This is a genomic window from Alteromonas sp. 4NH20-0104 (assembly GCF_057547795.1).
This window is the reverse complement of record NZ_BAAJLP010000031.1, coordinates 17838-34385: the sequence shown is the minus strand read 5'-3', so window position 1 is coordinate 34385 and position 16548 is coordinate 17838. Positions and strand designations below refer to the sequence as shown.

The window sequence follows — 16548 nt, the reverse complement described above, 5'->3', positions numbered from 1 at the left end:
CCTGAGATTAAATAAATTAATTTCATAAAAGAATAAAATTTTTTAAAAAAAATAAAGGAGCTAAAACGCTCCTTTATTTATCCATTTATCCAAACTCATCGCCATTTGTGTTAAAGGCGTTTAATTCGCCGGGTAGAGTGGTGATAAACCCTGTCCGGCGTCGCTCTGCCGGGTTTGCAGGCTGTTTAGTTTATTCAGCAATGCGCCAGGATCCCACTGGCCCGGCTGGGAGGCGTAGCTGGCTGCCATCATGGCATCTATCTCAGGTTTAATCTGCTGTGATATCTGCCAGCGTTTGGCGGCAGAAAATTGGCTTAACCACTGGTTCAGGGCCGGCTGAATTTTACTGATGTCGCCCTGGCGAACTACTTGCTGTAAGTCTCCATTCTTCGCTGCGGGCTGCGTTATGGAAGATTGCGAACCTGAACGGCTGGCCGGGCCACGTTTTTTAAACTGAAAGTAGGTCGCTAACCAGCCAATCAGAGTGAGGAGCCAGAGCGCAAGCATCAGCGTGTGCAGGTTGTCCCATGCATTTTGCTCTGCCACGGTGGTTGCCGGTTGAGGTGGCGATTGTTCGTTTTCCTCAGGAGCCGGTACTGACTGTTCTGGTTGAATCGGCGGCGCGCTTGCCGCAGAGGATGATTGTCCCGCAGCCGGCACAACATTTACAGTGCGGCTCGGCAGTTTTGCATATTCGGTTTTGCCGGTGGAGACGTTAAACCAAGGCACCCTGACTTCTGGAATGATATAGCTGCCGGCTTTGGTAGGGATCATGGCAACCGATTCGGTGCGTTGCACAATAAGGCGGTTGTCTTTTTCCGCCGAGGCACTATTGGCCTGATCCGGATAAAGCTTAAAGTCGGGTGGGTAAATCTGCTCAATCTCCGGCAATTGTTCCTCTACTACACCCACTGCAGTGAGTGTCAGCGTGCGGGTAACCGGATCACCAACAGTAAAGGTATCGCTTTGCCATTCTTCATCGAGCTGCACAAAATCACTGGGTAACCAATGATAGTCGACCTCAGTAGGGATAGGTTTTACTTCAACCTCCACATCCGGACCGACACGGTTGATGGTTTGAGTGCGGTTAAAAAAACCAAAACGCTGGTTGGTATTGGGGGCAATAACTTCGCCGGAAAACACCGGACCACGAATGGTAAATGTTCCGGATTGTTGCGGTAGCACCGCAAAATTACGCTCCACCACCTGATAGCGACGGCCATTAACCAGTTCGGTATACTGTTTATCATCGCCAAGTTGTTGTATTTGCGCATTTTCGAGGTCTGGTGCCTGCAGACTCCCACGCTCAATTTGTGACGACAGATAGAGCTTTACGGTATAACGCAGTTGCTGCTGTAAATACACCGAATCATTATTTACTTCGGTGCTTACATAGTAATCCCTGGCCGGTGCATTCTCGCCTTGCTGTACCGGGATCACCTTCACATTTACCGGCGCACTTTTTTGCCCTTCAATGGTAAATGCGGGGATGGTAAAAGTCCCTACCTTGCGCGGAAACAGGGTAGTGCTCCACGTTGTAGTACGCCGGGTATCGAAGTTAATAATTGAGGTTTGAGAACTCACTGACGTGCGCCCCACAACAAAATCGCTCAATAATACCGAGCTGTCGAAGGCTTCCCGTTCGGCATCCCCTTCTGCGGTGACGGTTAGGGTTATGGCTTCATCCAGCATTACCGGGTTTTTATCGACAGTCGCGGTGACACTGGTTACTTCAGCATGCGCTGCAAAAGTCAGTAACAATAACCATAAAGACCAATGGCGTTGTTTAAGCATTACCAATCACTCCGGTTTGAATCTGGTGGGCGGCGATACTGCCGCTTCTGGGCTTCCAGTTGCATTTTTCGTTTTAGTAAGAAAGCGGGGTCGTCGGGTACCCGACGCAATAAATTGTTCAGGCGTTGCTGGGTTTCTTTATCCCGTTCGCTTTGTTCCTGCTGTGCCTGTTGAGCCTGAGACGGTTGCTCGTTTTGCTCATCCTCTTGCTGCTGGGATTGCGTTTCCTGCTCGTCATCTTGTTGCTCACCATCCTGCGGATCCTGTTCAGATTGCTGATCTGAATTTTGTTGATCTTCTTGCTGAGAGTTTTGCTGTGAATTCTGTTGATTTTGACCGTCTTGTTGATCGGCGTTTTGTTGATCCTCGTCAGACTCACCGTCCTGCTGTTCAGACTCCTGTTGGTCTTGCTGAGACTGATCCTGCTGATTTTGGTCTTGTTGATTTTGCTGTTGCTGGTCCTGTTGTTCCTTAAGCTTTTCAATAAGCGCTTTGTTTTCTTTGGCATCAGGAAAAGCCGGGCGTTTTTCCAGCGCTTTATCGTAGGCGGCAATAGCGGCATCTAATTCACCGGCTCTGGCCAGCGCGTTGCCCTGATTGTAATAACCGTCGGCAGTATCAAGTTGAGCGTAAGTTTGTGCGGCACCGGCATAGTCGCCATCGCGATACTGAGCAGCCCCTCGCCAGGCAGGATCATCAAAGTTACTGCTTGCAGCTTCGTACTGAGCAGCATTGTAAGCTTCGAGCCCTTGTTGGTCGGCATTTAAGAAAGGCTTTTTCCACCAGGGTAATTCTGCTGCTGAACTGTCTGTGGCCTCTGCCTGAGGCTCTGCTTGGGTCTGTGCAGTGGCTGGCGGAGTGGGTAAAGTGAGGGTCACCGAAACTAACAAGGCAAATAGCAAACCACGCTTAAAAGCGAAAGCCGCAATGGGCAGTAATAACACCAGCAAATAGGGGCCGGCTTCACGCCATTCGTCACCCTGGTTGTTATTATCATTGTCTTGTGTTTCACGGTTGTCAAAGCGACCGGTTGCCGAAAGCTGGCGAATATCAGTATCATTCGGTGTTAACTCTGCAAAGGTGCCACCACCTTGTCGGCTAAGTTGCTGGAGCGCGCCGGCGTTGAGTCTGGGAACCACAATAGAGCCATTATTGCGTTTGAGCAGCTCGCCATTTAGTTGCTTAATGGGCGCACCTTCTTCGGTACCAACACCGAGAATATTCACCTTAAACGGCGTCTCGGAGAGAAAGTCACTCAGTTCTTTCATTTGCGAAATTTCTACCCCGTCGGTGATCCAGTAAAGCACACCATTTTGAAAGCCAGCATTGGTTAATAGTGTGGCAGCGAGGCGCAGTCCCTGAACCGGATCGCTGCCAGACACCGGCATAATTTCGGGGCTTAAACCCGGCAGCAGGGCATTTAAGGTATTGGCATCTTCGGTTAACGGGCTAATAACAAACGCGTCTCCGGCGTAAGCAACCAGCCCCATATCGCCTTCATCAATCAGGTTCACCAGGTCGATGGCTTTATACTTAGCCCGGGAAAGCCGGTCTGGAGAGATATCGGTTGCGCGCATTGATAGCGACATATCCATCACCAGTACATGACCGGTTTTAACCTGATAAACCGGTTGTGGAATACGCTCCCAGGTAGGCCCGGCCAGCGCTATAACGGCCAACAGCCAGGTTAAGGCTAAAAATGGCACAAATAACGAGGTGACGGATTGTTGCTTGCCAGTAATTAAATGCTGATACAGGTGGCCGGCAATGACGCCTTGCCAGCCTGTAGCTCTGGAGCGCCAGCGTTTAATCATCCAAACGGCTATCAGCAACGGGAGCAGAGCATAAAACCATTCCGGTCTTAAAAAGTGAAAGTCAGCGGGAAGAGACATCATTCGGCTGAAACCCTCATGGCAAATATCCGGCGCCAAAGTTGACTGAGCAACAGGCCAACGACCGGAAGAATACTTAATAGTAAAGCTAACGCCAGCGGATAATAGTACAGTGCCGTGAGAGGGCGCATTTTGCGTTCGTCACCGGCAATGGGTTGGAGCTGGTCGAGCATGGCATAAATTTGTTCCAGTTCGGCGGCATCCCGGGCGCGGAAATACTGTCCGCCGGTGGCTTTGGCGATATCCGTAAGCATGGTTTCATCGAGTTCCTGAGAAGGATTCACCTGACGGCTGCCAAAGAAACTGTTTACTGTCATCACATCTGCGCCTACACCTATGGTGTAAACCGTTACGCCGGCATCTACTGCAAGTTCCTTGGCCTGCTCGGGTGAAATATTGCCCGCTGTGTTTTGTCCATCAGTGAGCAATATCAGTACCCGGTTAGAGTCGGTTTTCAGCTCAAAACGTTTTACCCCTAAGCCGATGGCATCACCAATGGCGGTTTGTTCACCAACCAGGCCAATAACAGCCTCATCGAGTAAGGTGGCTACTGTTTCTCTGTCGTAGGTCAAAGGCGCCTGTAAATAAGCGGTATCGGCAAAAAGTATCAGGCCCAGACGATCACCCACCCGACGTTGAATAAAGTCATGCAGCACTGATTTGATCATGGTTAAGCGGTTAACCTGGCGACCATTTACCAGCATATCTTCAATTTTCATACTGCCGGAAAGGTCTACCGCCAGCATCATTTCCCGCCCTTCACTGGGAATACTGACTGGTTCACCCAGCCATTGGGGGCGAGCTGCTGCTATAACCAGGCAAAGCCAAATGACGGTAGCCAGCAGATGCAGCCCCAGTGTTGAGCTTTTCGAAGACTGGGTATCTGGCAAATTGTTTAACAAGGTGGGAACCCGCAGTGCTACTTCGACACTTTGGGTTCGGCGGCTTAATAACCGGATAATCCAGGGCAGGGGGAATAGGCATAGCACCCACCACCAGGCAAACTCAAACATGGGCGTTTACCTCCCCGGTAGTAAGGGGCTGTGGCGGCTGCTTTAACCTGGCGTGTTGCAACCAGGTACTCACGGCCTGATGAATATCACTTAACTGCTCATCCTTTAGCGGTGTCGGCTGATAGGTGCTGTTGCATAAAAGCTCGAGCCCCGGTTTGGCTTTTTGTTGATGTTTGTCTGCCAGGCAGTTCAGTAACAGGCTCTGCCAGGCGGTGCCAAAAGCGGCGGCGGAATGCGCGGCGTCAAAATAATGCAGGGTGACCCGTTTGAGCAACTGATTGGCTTTGGCCGGGTACTGTTCATTGGCCTCAAGGGTTTTATGCAAGGCAATGGCTTCGCGGCGAGCGCGATTAAACCTGATATGACGAACCAAGGCGTAAACCGCGTAGCACAGCAGTGCAACGGTAAGTAGCGCCAGTATCCACCATCCCCAGGCCAAAGGCCACCAGTCCACCCCTTGGGGGGTATGAATATCTTTAAGCTGTGCTAACGGGTCCACTGAGATAACCTCCGCAAGCGTTCAAATTGTTCGGTCAGAGGCAAACCGGCATCAATGAAGTTTAACGCGGTTTTACATTGTTTTAGATGTGACTCCACTGCCTGCCAGCGAGCTTGCTGACTGGATGAATAGTGACTGGCCAGGCTGCGATCGCCCAGCAACCAGGTTTGCTGCTGAGCGCCGTTGGTTACGTTAACCGGCTGTAGCCGGTTAGTCACCGGGAGCTCTCTCTCCAGCGGATCGGTGATGGCCAGTGCGCTCACTTCACAGTGTCGGCTAATTTGCATTAAATGTTGCAGGGCTCGCTCTTCGAGCTGCAGGAAATCGCTGATCACGTACACCAGACTGCCGGGTTTAGCGAGGCGGCGCAAACGGGCCAGGGCGCTTTCCATATTAGTGTCTGGCTGTGACTGAGATTGATTGCGGGCATGGTTCTGACAGCGCATCAATTCGTGACAGATTGATAACACCGCGCGTTTTCGACTCAGCGGTTTGCATTCGGCATGCAGAAAATCTGAATACACCAAGGCACCAACTTTGTCGCCACGCTGTGCTGCCGCCCAGCTTAATAACGCTGTTAAATGCGCAGCCTGCACAGACTTTAATAACAACTGGGTACCAAATTGCATAGACGCAGTCATATCACACAAAATAAACACGGGGCGCTCGCGTTCTTCGCGATAAACCTTGGTGTGGGTTTTACCGGTACGGGCCGTTACCCGCCAGTCAATAGCACGGATATCGTCGCCGGGCTGATAATGCCGGGCTTCGTCGAACTCCATACCTCGCCCTTTATGTTTGGTGAGATAACTGCCTGCCAGACGCGCCTGCGGTGTGCGCCGCGGCGTTAAGTCCAGTAAGTTGGCAAACTGTCGGTATTGCAGTAGCTCTTTGACACCTAAATGAATGCCGTCTGACTGCAATCGGGCTAATAGTGATTGCGTAGTCATGATTTAAGGCACGGCCACCAGATTTAAAATTTTGTCCAGCACCTGATTACTGTTAACCCCCTCAGCTTCTGCCTGATAAGACAAAATGATGCGATGACGCAGGGCATTATGAAATACCGCCTGAATATCATCGGGTCCAACAAAGTCGCGACCGGCTAACCAGGCATGCGCCCGGGCGCAGCGGTCCAGCGCAATCGTCGCTCGCGGACTGGCGCCAAACTCTATCCACTCGGCCAGCTCCGGAGCATAGTTTTCCGGACGGCGGGTGGCCATAATCAATTGCACCAGATACGTCTCAAGAGCAGGGGCCATATGCAGTGCCAGCGCCGCTTTGCGTGCGGCAAATATATCGGCCTGACTCAGGCTTGGTGGCGTTGCAGAGGGGGCACTGAGCTCTTCATTACGGGTTAGTTGTAAGATCTGTAGTTCGGTGTCGGCATCCGGATAGTCAATTTCCAGATGCATTAAGAAACGGTCCAGCTGCGCTTCAGGGAGCGGATAGGTTCCCTCCTGCTCGAGCGGGTTCTGGGTTGCCATGACCAAAAACAACTCCGGCAGTTTATAGGTTTTGTTACCCACCGTGATCTGATGTTCAGCCATTGCCTCAAGCAAGGCGGATTGCACTTTGGCTGGCGCACGGTTGATTTCATCGGCTAGCACCAGATTATGAAACAACGGCCCTTGCTGAAAAACAAACTCGCCGGTTTCAGGGCGATAAATATCGGTGCCGGTTAAATCGGCTGGCAGCAAGTCCGGGGTAAACTGAACCCGGTGGAAATCGCCATCAATACCTTTTGCCAGCGCGTTAATCGCACGGGTTTTAGCCAGCCCTGGAGGGCCTTCAACCAGCAAATGGCCATCGGCAAGCAGGGCGATTAACATATTGAGCGTAAGTTGAGACTGACCAATAATCTGTGAATCGAGGTATGCGTGTAACTGTCTGAACTGCTCAGCTGCCATAAGAAAATCTTACCTTGTTTATGTTATTGAAAATGCAAAATAATGGGTAAAAAATGCGCGATGCCCGGTGGCCGGTACCGGCGCTGAACCGATATGACTTTTCAGGGTCAGAAAGGTTCCCGGTAAAATGGTCAGAACGCCATTTTTTGCCTGTCCAATTGTTGTTATATCAACAATCTGTAATAGGGTCGCTTTATTTTGTTTCAAGAGATGTCAGTCCTCAAGTTAATAAATGTTGCAAAATATTCCGCTGCACATTTGCTATTTGTTTAATAGTTTGTAAAAATCTGCCCACTAACTACAGGTCAGACCACTTGATGGTCGCAAATAAAGGTTGAATTGAATGGCTAAACAACAATCAGTCACAACGCGCAATGGCGACAGAATCGCAATTGTTGCCGGCCTTAGAACGCCGTTTGCTAAAATGGCAACCTACTTTCACGGTGTGCCGGCGGTTGATTTAGGCAAGATGGTGGTAAACGAGTTGCTGGTTCGCAATGCTGTGGACCCTAAGCTGGTTGAACAGCTGGTGTATGGTCAGGTGGTTCAAATGCCCGAAGCGCCAAACATTGCCCGTGAAATTGTTCTGGGAACGGGCATGAACGTGCACACCGATGCCTACAGTGTTTCCCGGGCCTGTGCGACCAGTTTTCAGTCTACGGTAAACATTGCCGAGTCGATGATGGCGGGTAATATTGAAATAGGTGTAGCCGGTGGCGCTGACTCAACCTCTGTATCGCCTATTGGGGTATCAAAAAAACTGGGCAGAGCACTGGTTGATTTGCAGAAAACCAAAACTTTGGGGCAAAAATGGGCCGTTCTCAAAAAACTGGGCCTGAAGGATTTATTGCCGGTTCCGCCAGCGGTTGCTGAATATTCGACGGGTCTATCGATGGGCCAGACCGCTGAACAAATGGCCAAGAGCCACGGAATTTCACGCCAGGCGCAGGATGAGCTGGCCCACCGTTCGCATAGCCTTGCGGCCGAAAGCTGGCAGGCTGGTAAGCTGGCTAATGAAGTCATGACAGCTTATGCCGAACCGTACAAAGGGGCATTAGAGCAAGACAATAACATTCGCTTTGATTCTAAAATTGAAGGTTACGCTAAGCTACGCCCGGTATTCGACAAAAAATATGGCTCGGTAACCGCAGCCAATGCCACTCCGTTGACTGACGGCGCGTCAGCCGTATTAATGATGACCGAAAGTAAAGCTAAAGCACTTGGTTACACTCCGCTTGGTTACATTAAGAGCTACGCGTTTGCCGCCATTGACGTTTGGGAAGATATGCTGATGGGGCCCTCCTACGCAACGCCAATGGCGCTGGATAAAGCGGGGATGACGCTGGACGATCTAACTCTTATCGAAATGCACGAAGCCTTTGCTGCTCAAACGCTGGCAAATATTAAAATGTTCGCCAGTGATAAATTCGCGCAGGAGAAACTGGGGCGCAGTAAAGCCACTGGTGAGATTGATATGGATAAGTTTAATGTGATGGGCAGTTCAATTGCTTATGGCCATCCATTTGCAGCCACCGGAACCCGTATGATCACCCAGATGCTTAACGAACTTAATCGCCGCGGCGGCGGAACAGGCCTGTTAACCGCCTGCGCAGCGGGTGGACTAGGTGCAGCAATGATTGTGGAGACAGCATAATGACAGAACAACCTCAAAGCGCCTTTACGCTGACGAAGCAAGATAACGGTATTGCGATCCTGGCCATGGATGTGCCCGGTGAGTCGATGAATACACTTAAAGCCGCTTTCGGTGACGAAATGACGGTACTGTTGGATGATATTGAAAAGGACAGTAGCATTAAAGGAGTGGTGTTGGTCAGCGGCAAGGACAATTCCTTTGTGGCTGGAGCCGATATTACCATGCTTGATGCTTGTTCTACCGCTGATGAAGCCATGGCTCTGGCAAAAGGCGGGCAGGATATTTTCAATCGCATAGAAACTATGCGAGCCACATTTGTAGCTGCCATTCACGGGCCTGCGCTGGGCGGTGGTCTGGAACTGGCGATGGCCTGTCATTACCGGGTTTGTACCGACAGTTCGGCCACGCAACTGGGCCTGCCAGAAGTACAGCTCGGCCTGTTGCCTGGCAGTGGTGGTACACAACGTTTACCGAAACTGGCTGGCATTCAGCAAGCGATAAAAATGATGCTCACAGGCGCCTCCGTACGAGCCAAACAAGCCAAAAAATATGGCATTGTGGATGAAGTGGTACCTCGCTCTGTGCTGGTGGAAGTGGCTTCTCAATTTGCGACCAGGTCGAAACCATCACGCAAAGTTGAGCCCAAAGGTCTGGTGAATAAATTCCTTGAGGGAACCGGGCCGGGGCGCAATATTGTATTTAAGAAAGCCAGTGAGCAAACCCAGGCTAAAACCCGCGGAAATTACCCGGCACCACAGCAAATTCTTGATGTGGTGGCAGTGGGCATTAACAAAGGTATTAAAGCGGGTCTGGAAGCTGAAGCCAGGGCCTTTGGCCAATTGGTGATGACACCAGAGTCGAAACAACTACGACAAATCTTCTTTGCCACCACCGCTATGAAAAAAGAGTCTGGCGTGGCGGATGTACCACCAGAGAAAGTTAACAAGGTGGGTGTGCTTGGTGGCGGCTTAATGGGCGGCGGTATTGCCTATGTTACAGCCACTAAGGCCGGTGTACCTGTACGCATTAAAGATATCCAGCCCGCTGGTATTGCCAATGCCATGAAGTACAGTTACGACCTGTTGAATAAAAAGGTCAAACGCCGCTTTATGCGCAAGTCTGAAATGCAAAAACAGCTGGCATTGTTAACCGGTACACTGGATTACTCTGGCTTGCAGGACGCGGATATTATCGTTGAAGCCGTGTTTGAAGATGTTGGACTGAAGCGCAAAATGGTGGCAGATGTGGAGCAGGCTTGTAAAGCCGAAACCATTTTTGCTTCTAATACGTCATCCATTCCTATTGGCGATATTGCGGCCGAAGCGGCTCGTCCGGAAAATGTGATTGGTCTGCATTATTTCTCGCCGGTAGACAAAATGCCGCTGGCAGAGGTGATTGCTCATGAGAAAACCTCTGACCAGACGATTTCAACTACCGTGGAGTTTGCCAAAAAGCAAGGTAAAACGCCTGTGGTGGTGAAGGATGGCGCAGGGTTTTATGTGAACCGAATTCTGGCACCTTATATGAACGAGGCGGCCAGTCTTATTCTGGCTGGTGAGCCCATCGATCACATTGATAAGGCGCTGCTGAACTTTGGCTTTCCGGTAGGGCCGGTTAAACTGCTAGACGAAGTAGGCATAGACGTAGGTACTAAAATCATTCCTATTCTTATGGATGCTTTTGGAGAGCGTTTTACCGCGCCTTCAGCGTTCGATAAGGTGTTGGCTGATGACCGCAAAGGGAAAAAGAATAAAAAAGGGTTTTACGATTACAGCGGTAAGAAACCAGGCAAAGCAGTGGACGAAAGTATTTATCCATTGCTTGGTGTGTCACCGTCTAAAAGTCGCAGCGAATCTGAAATTTCTGAACGTTGCGTGCTGATGATGCTTAATGAAGCTGCCCGTTGCCTTGATGAGGGCGTTATCCGCTGCGCTCGCGACGGCGACATAGGGGCTATCTTTGGAATTGGCTTCCCGCCATTCCTTGGCGGACCTTTCCGCTATATGGACCAGCTCGGTATAAGCAAAGTAGTAGAACGCCTTAATTATTATGCAGACAAGGTGGATGGCAAATTTAAACCGGCCGCCGTGCTGGAAAAAATGGCAGCGGAAAACACGTCCTTTTATTAATGGATTGTTATTAATGTGTTAAAAATCCGGCTTAGGCCGGATTTTTTCATTATAAGCTAAATAAATGATGGTTTTGTTACCCGAAAAAGGTATTATGCGGCCGTTTGAAAAGTTGAACGATTTTTCAGCAAATCAAAAAAACCTTATAGATTAAAAGGGTGTCAATATGTTGACAGTGATTTTAGTTTGTCTGGCCAGTAGCTGCTATTTTTTTGTCGAAGCGACAAAAGCCGGACTGTCTGCAAAGCAGTGGGCGTTGGTAGGTTTATTGATGGGGCCGCTGGTATGGCCGATGTTTTCGATTAGTCGCCACGTTCGAATGAGAAAAGACTGCGGCTTTAACAACGCTTATTTACAGGCGTAACAGGCATAAAAAAAGGAGCTTGAGCTCCTTTTTTAGAATTCGTTAGAAGTCTAAATACGAACAGTGCCGGTTTTTGGCTTGTAAGACTGGGTTTCAGTTGCGACTTCTTTTTTCTGTACAGGAGCTTTCTGTGCGCCTTCTTGCTTGTCGGCTGCTACAGGTGCGGTTGTAGAAAGTACTAGGGCTACTGCGTATGCTTTCAACATCTTTCTTTCCTCATTATATTCTTATATACAAAACAAACAAAACTGATTGACAATCCTCATTGTCATTCTTAGTAATGCGAACCCTATGCCAACATTTAAAGTCCTTTAAAAACAATGGTTTGCAGCTTCCTTTTGTACGGCGTCAATTTTCCGTTGCCGGAAATTATTGCCGTTCTATGCATTTATCTGCCGCTTTTCGGAATACTTAAGGTAAAAGAGTCAAAAAAATACCTCTTATTGTTTAAAAGAGGCTTGGTATGGCCTTTTTAATAAAAAAATAAGGAGTATTTATAATTATAACTTGTTAATTAATTTGCAGGTTTTCAGGCCAGGAAGAGAATTAGTGTTCTACAGCACTGGTTGTTAACTAAATAGTAGTTAAGTCACTGGGGAGGTCATTTATTACTTAGGGAAGGAGTTAATTTCAGGTTGCTTTGCTGATAGCCTGACTTGCTGATGGGCGTTAATACGATAGCTTACCTGCGGCTATGAAAGCCGCGGGTGATTAATTGGGCGAGACCTTATTAATGATTTTATGCAATAAGCTGTTTTCGCGCAGAAGCTTCTCAAACCGTTCTGCATTGAGCGGCTTGCTGTATAGAAAGCCTTGTAGCATTTCACAGTCATAGCGGCGCAGAATATTTAACTGCTCTTCATATTCCACACCCTCTGCAACTACCTTTAAGCCAAGATTGTGGGCAATATTAATAATGGCCGCCGCCATGTGGCGATCTACATTGCTGTTGGCGATATCATCGATAAAGGCTTTATCAATTTTTAAGGTATTCAACGGAAATTTCTTGAGGTAAGCCAGAGAGGAATAACCGGTTCCGAAGTCATCCAGTGCCAGGTGAATACCACGGTCACGCAGCCTCTGCATCATTCTGAGGCCTTCTTCCGGGTTTTCCATCAGAGTGCCTTCAGTAATCTCACACTCCAGATGTAGGGGAGATAAGCCTACCTGACGCAGCACGCTTTCAATCCGATCATCAAGGTCAGGCAGTTCGAATTGTTTTGCCGAGATATTTACCGCCACCCGGCCGCTGAACAACCCTTCGCTGACCCAGCGCTTGGTATCTTCACAGGCTTTACGTAAAACTTGTTCACCTATCTCAATAATCTGACCGGTTTGCTCTGCCAGTGGAATAAACTGCCCTGGGCTAACGATCCCTTTATTCGGGTGTTCGAAGCGAACCAGGGCTTCCATACTCACCAGTTTACCAGTGGTAATATCAACCTTGGGTTGATAGTAAACGGTAAATAAATTGTCTTTAATGCCCTGGCGAATTAAGTTTTCAATTTGTAACTGTCTTACGGCGTTTTGGTTCATCTCGCCGCTGAAGAACTGGTAGCTGTTCCCGCCATTATTCTTGGCAAAATACATGGCAGTGTCGGCGTTTTTCAGCAACTCCTGCGGAGAAGAGCCGTCTTCAGGGAATAACGCGATACCAATACTGGCGCCCAGCACAAACTCTTGCTTGTTGATGATAAAGGGGCGTGACAGCGTGTTGAGAATACTTTGCGCAAAATGAGTGATGGTGTGTATGTCTGAAAAATCTTCCATCAGAATACTAAATTCATCACCGCCGAGACGATAGCAGGTTGAATTGCTATCGGTCATGCGCTGGATACGCTTGGCAATTTGTTTAATCAGTATATCGCCGGTCTGGTGACCCAGCGAGTCGTTAATCTTCTTAAAGTTATCCATGTCCAGGCAGAGTAGGGCATGGGGGGTAGCTCGGCGAACCAGGTTGCTATGGCTGGCCTGGAAGAATGAGCGGTTAGGTAATTCTGTGAGCGGATCGGAATTAGCCAATTTCAACAACTCTTTTTCTGTGCTCTTACGGGATGTAATGTCTGAAAATACGCCTACAAAATGAGAAATACGGCCGTCATCGTCGTGCACCGCATCTATATTTAGTTCGATTTCATAGCGTTCGCCATTTACCCGGCTGCTTTCAACTTCGCCGCTCCAGTTACCTCTGGATCTAAGGGTTTTTTTAATCTCTTCGGTAAAGGCTTCCGGGTACTGATGGAAATACAGGTACGTCGCTAATGCCTGATCCCGGGTTTCACCGGTATAAGTACAATAGGCATTATTCACCGAAATAAAGCGGAACTTCGTATCGGTAATAAATACGCCTTCAGAAATGTTTTCGATAGAGCGCTTAAACAGGTTGAGCTGTTCTTCGGCATCTTTCAGGTGCTGAATATCTTTCAAGGTGCCCGTCATCCGGATGGGCTCATTATTGTGATCACGCTGAACAACCTTGCCGCGGTCTAAAATCCACAGCCAGGTATTGGTGAAGGTTTTGGTTCGGTAGGCAATTTCATAAAAATCAGATTTACCTTCCAAATGCTCCTTAAGGGCATCCTGCACGCGTTTCAAATCATGGGGGTGTATATTGGCATCGTAAGCGCTGCTAGTGCGAATGTCGTCCTGAGGGAAATCCAGGGTGCCCCAGGTGTTGGAACGATAGACCTGGCCGCGATAAACATCCCAGTCCCATAATTCATCGCCGCTGCTCCACAGCGTGAGCTTTAAGCGTTCTTCAGACTCCGAAACAGCAATTCGCTGACGACGACGAACGTGGTATTGACGAACTACATACAGAGTAATAATTGCCGCAAAGAAGCCATAAAATATTAAAGCCGCAGGATGAAGCCAGGGCGGTGGCAAAATGGTCAGGTTTAGTTCTCTTGAGGGGGACCAGGCTTTACCGTCTTCCAATGCCTGGACTTCAAACCTGTAATCACCAAAGGATAAGTTATTATAGGGGGCCTGTCTTTCTTTTCCTGCTTCTGTCCAGGTTTTATCCAGACCATTCATACGGTAGCGGTACTTAACTGTGGATGGCGAAATCGCATTTAGCACTGCAAATCCCAAACTAAATCGTGAGTCACTCATTGATAACGTCAAAGAGTCTTTCAGATTGATGGGTTTATCAAGAATGGAGCCAGGTTGTCTTAAAGATTGTTCTTTACCGAATAGCTTTAAGGAGACTAATTGCGGTTTTTGCGATGGTATATCTGTAAATTGATCGAAAGTTAATGACTCTGGATGGAAATAATGGAATCCCCGGTTACCACCAAATACCAAAGCATTCTCTTTGGTTTTAGTTACGGCGCCTTCTGAGTAGTCGTTTAGTTCAAGTTTTGTACTGGAAAGAGTGAGAACCACTTCCAGGTTAGGGAGCAAAACCTGCTTAATTTCATTCGACTCTGTCGCTATCCAAATAGCATCTTTTAGTCCTACAGAAGCTAAGATTTTGGAATCGACATTTAAAGAATGATGCCTTACAACTTTTAGAGTGTTTTTATCAAGTTGGTAAATACCTGATGAATGGGTAGTAAGCCAGTAATAGTTACCCCATAAATAAACATCCATTAACTTTGGGGGAGGGTTTAAACCTTTTACATTGAAGTCGATAACATTGTTGATGACATCATTCTTAGGGTTATAAAGTTTTATTTTTCCGTCTCCAGACAACCAGAGCATACCGTCTAGGTCGGTGAACAACGGAAAGGCCATCGAATTTTTCAATGATGGGTTATGAGTTTTCATTACGTAGGAAGCTGATGAGGCAGTCCCGGGTTGTTCTGGTTCAATTGAAATCAGTCCATCCAATTCTGTCCAAGCCCAAATCCTATCCCCATCGTGGTAAATGTTACCGACAAACTCATCTCGTAGAAAAGTCTTTAGTTTTTTTAAATTATCATCTTGATTCTTATACAACTCTATGCCATTTGAGGTTGCCAACCAGATTTGGTCATAACTGTCTATTGCTAAATCCCATAATTGGGTGGCACGGCCGCCCAGGAATGATGCCTGGCTTTCATCATGGAAATTTAGCCGATTCAGACCCGCACTTTGGGTCGCCATCCAGAGGTTATTCTCGCTATCTTCTTTTATCGCCCAAATTCTAGGTGAGCCGCTTTCCTCTTCTGCAGTAGCAACCGGGTATAATCTTAGAAGGTTTGATCCAGAAGAATGTCGGTAAAGCCCCTCAAGAGTTGCTAACCATATTGACGAGGAAGAGTCTTTGTATATTCGGCGGATAAATTGGTTATCGAGATAGGTGATACTTTTCATCTCAGCATCAATGATTATAAGTTTATCCTTGACCTCATTATAAATTGCAAGCCCATCTTCAGTGCCAAACCAGATGACGCCTTCTGATTTCTGAATGATGGTTCGAACATTTTCGTTTTTTAAATTTGGGTAATTAGCCTTATTTATGCGCTTAACTATTTCGCCACTGTTATTTAAAACAATGATACCGCTATTGGTTGCAATCCAATACAAACCATCGATTACCTGAATATCAAAGACTGCAGTCTCTGGAAGGTTAATTCCCCATGGGTTTACTGACTTTAAAGAATAGAGCTGGCGACGCTTCTTATCGTAAATATACGCGCCGGACGCAAAAGTGCCTATCCAAATACGAGTCGGCTCGTTGCGAATTTCCTCAATTTCATCCGGAAAATCTACGCGTTCATCCAGTAATGATAATGTCTTTGTTTTCTGGTCTATTCGGTAAATATTGGATGTGTCTGCTACGATAATGTCACCAGAAGTCTCTTCATCTATCGACCAGATTTCATTATTGCGCAACAATGAGTTGTCACTGTTGTAAACTTGAAAGTCGTCAGTATCTGGCCTGTATCTGGCTAATCCTTCATAGGTGCCTAGCCAAAGCTCTCCCTGCTCCGAAATAAACATCGTTCTGGCAAACCCTTGTGGAATAGAGTTTGGATCGTTTGGAGAGTGTTTGTATTCCTTAAAATGGTAGCCATCATAACGAAAAACGCCTTCTATAGAACCTACCCATATGTAGCCATGAGGGTCCTCAACGATTGACATGATAGTGTCTTCAGGCAGGCCATCTTCGATGGTGTACTCAGCGAATTTGATATCAGTAAGCACCGTGGCAGCAAATACTGCACGGGTAAATAGAAATAGCACTGAAATTATCAGGGCAAACGTCGTTCTGTGGGTTGAGCGCACCATACACCTTTGGCATTGAATGCCTTATCTTTTTTTACTTCTTATCGTGTCTAGCTTCCCTACTATCCGCTACCCAATA

11 protein-coding genes are annotated in these 16548 nt (G+C 47.9%); 3 read left to right on the top strand and 8 right to left on the bottom strand.

Features of this window, described 5'->3' with window-relative positions; translation table 11 throughout:
* Window positions 1–120 precede the first annotated feature (120 nt).
* The 6 genes from AC27IB_RS18840 to AC27IB_RS18815 are packed head-to-tail and all read right to left on the bottom strand — an operon-like array spanning window position 121 to window position 7108.
* Window positions 121–1794: a BatD family protein gene (locus AC27IB_RS18840; RefSeq protein WP_487122869.1), complete on the bottom strand. Its 1674-nt coding sequence runs from the start codon at window positions 1792–1794 to the stop codon at window positions 121–123.
* Window positions 1794–3689, bottom strand: a complete 1896-nt coding sequence (locus tag AC27IB_RS18835; RefSeq protein ID WP_487122867.1) for a VWA domain-containing protein — start codon at window positions 3687–3689, stop codon at window positions 1794–1796. The genes AC27IB_RS18840 and AC27IB_RS18835 overlap by 1 nt, the downstream gene beginning before the upstream one ends.
* A complete protein-coding gene (locus AC27IB_RS18830) occupies window positions 3686–4699 on the bottom strand; it encodes a vWA domain-containing protein (protein ID WP_487122865.1) in 1014 nt (337 codons plus the stop codon). The genes AC27IB_RS18835 and AC27IB_RS18830 overlap by 4 nt, the downstream gene beginning before the upstream one ends.
* Window positions 4692–5198, bottom strand: a complete 507-nt coding sequence (locus AC27IB_RS18825; RefSeq protein WP_487122863.1) for a DUF4381 domain-containing protein — start codon at window positions 5196–5198, stop codon at window positions 4692–4694. The genes AC27IB_RS18830 and AC27IB_RS18825 overlap by 8 nt, the downstream gene beginning before the upstream one ends.
* Window positions 5186–6151 (bottom strand): DUF58 domain-containing protein, encoded by a 966-nt coding sequence (locus tag AC27IB_RS18820; protein ID WP_296048920.1) that lies wholly within the window; start codon window positions 6149–6151, stop codon window positions 5186–5188. Before AC27IB_RS18820 ends, AC27IB_RS18825 begins: the two co-directional genes overlap by 13 nt.
* Window positions 6152–7108 (bottom strand): AAA family ATPase, encoded by a 957-nt coding sequence (locus AC27IB_RS18815; protein WP_296048912.1) that lies wholly within the window; start codon window positions 7106–7108, stop codon window positions 6152–6154. It lies immediately after the preceding gene.
* 343 nt (window positions 7109–7451) lie between these two features.
* On the opposite strand from AC27IB_RS18815, the gene fadI reads away from it, so the two are divergent.
* From fadI to AC27IB_RS18800, 3 genes are all read left to right on the top strand, one after another.
* The gene (gene fadI / locus AC27IB_RS18810) at window positions 7452–8762 is read left to right on the top strand and encodes an acetyl-CoA C-acyltransferase FadI (RefSeq protein ID WP_296048914.1); all 1311 of its coding nucleotides are present in this window, start codon (window positions 7452–7454) and stop codon (window positions 8760–8762) included.
* Window positions 8762–10891, top strand: coding sequence for a fatty acid oxidation complex subunit alpha FadJ (gene fadJ, locus AC27IB_RS18805; RefSeq protein ID WP_487122861.1), 2130 nt, complete (start codon window positions 8762–8764; stop codon window positions 10889–10891). The genes fadI and fadJ overlap by 1 nt, the downstream gene beginning before the upstream one ends.
* A gap of 166 nt (window positions 10892–11057) precedes the next feature.
* The gene (locus tag AC27IB_RS18800) at window positions 11058–11255 is read left to right on the top strand and encodes a hypothetical protein (protein WP_123325152.1); all 198 of its coding nucleotides are present in this window, start codon (window positions 11058–11060) and stop codon (window positions 11253–11255) included.
* Between the two features lie 50 nt (window positions 11256–11305).
* On the opposite strand, the gene AC27IB_RS18795 is transcribed toward AC27IB_RS18800, so the two are convergent.
* Complete coding sequence (locus AC27IB_RS18795; protein WP_296053100.1) at window positions 11306–11461, bottom strand: hypothetical protein; 156 nt, start codon at window positions 11459–11461, stop codon at window positions 11306–11308.
* Window positions 11462–11966: 505 nt separating this feature from the next.
* On the bottom strand, window positions 11967–16472 hold the full coding sequence (locus tag AC27IB_RS18790; protein WP_296053103.1) for an EAL domain-containing protein: 4506 nt from the start codon (window positions 16470–16472) through the stop codon (window positions 11967–11969).
* Window positions 16473–16548: the final 76 nt, after the last annotated feature.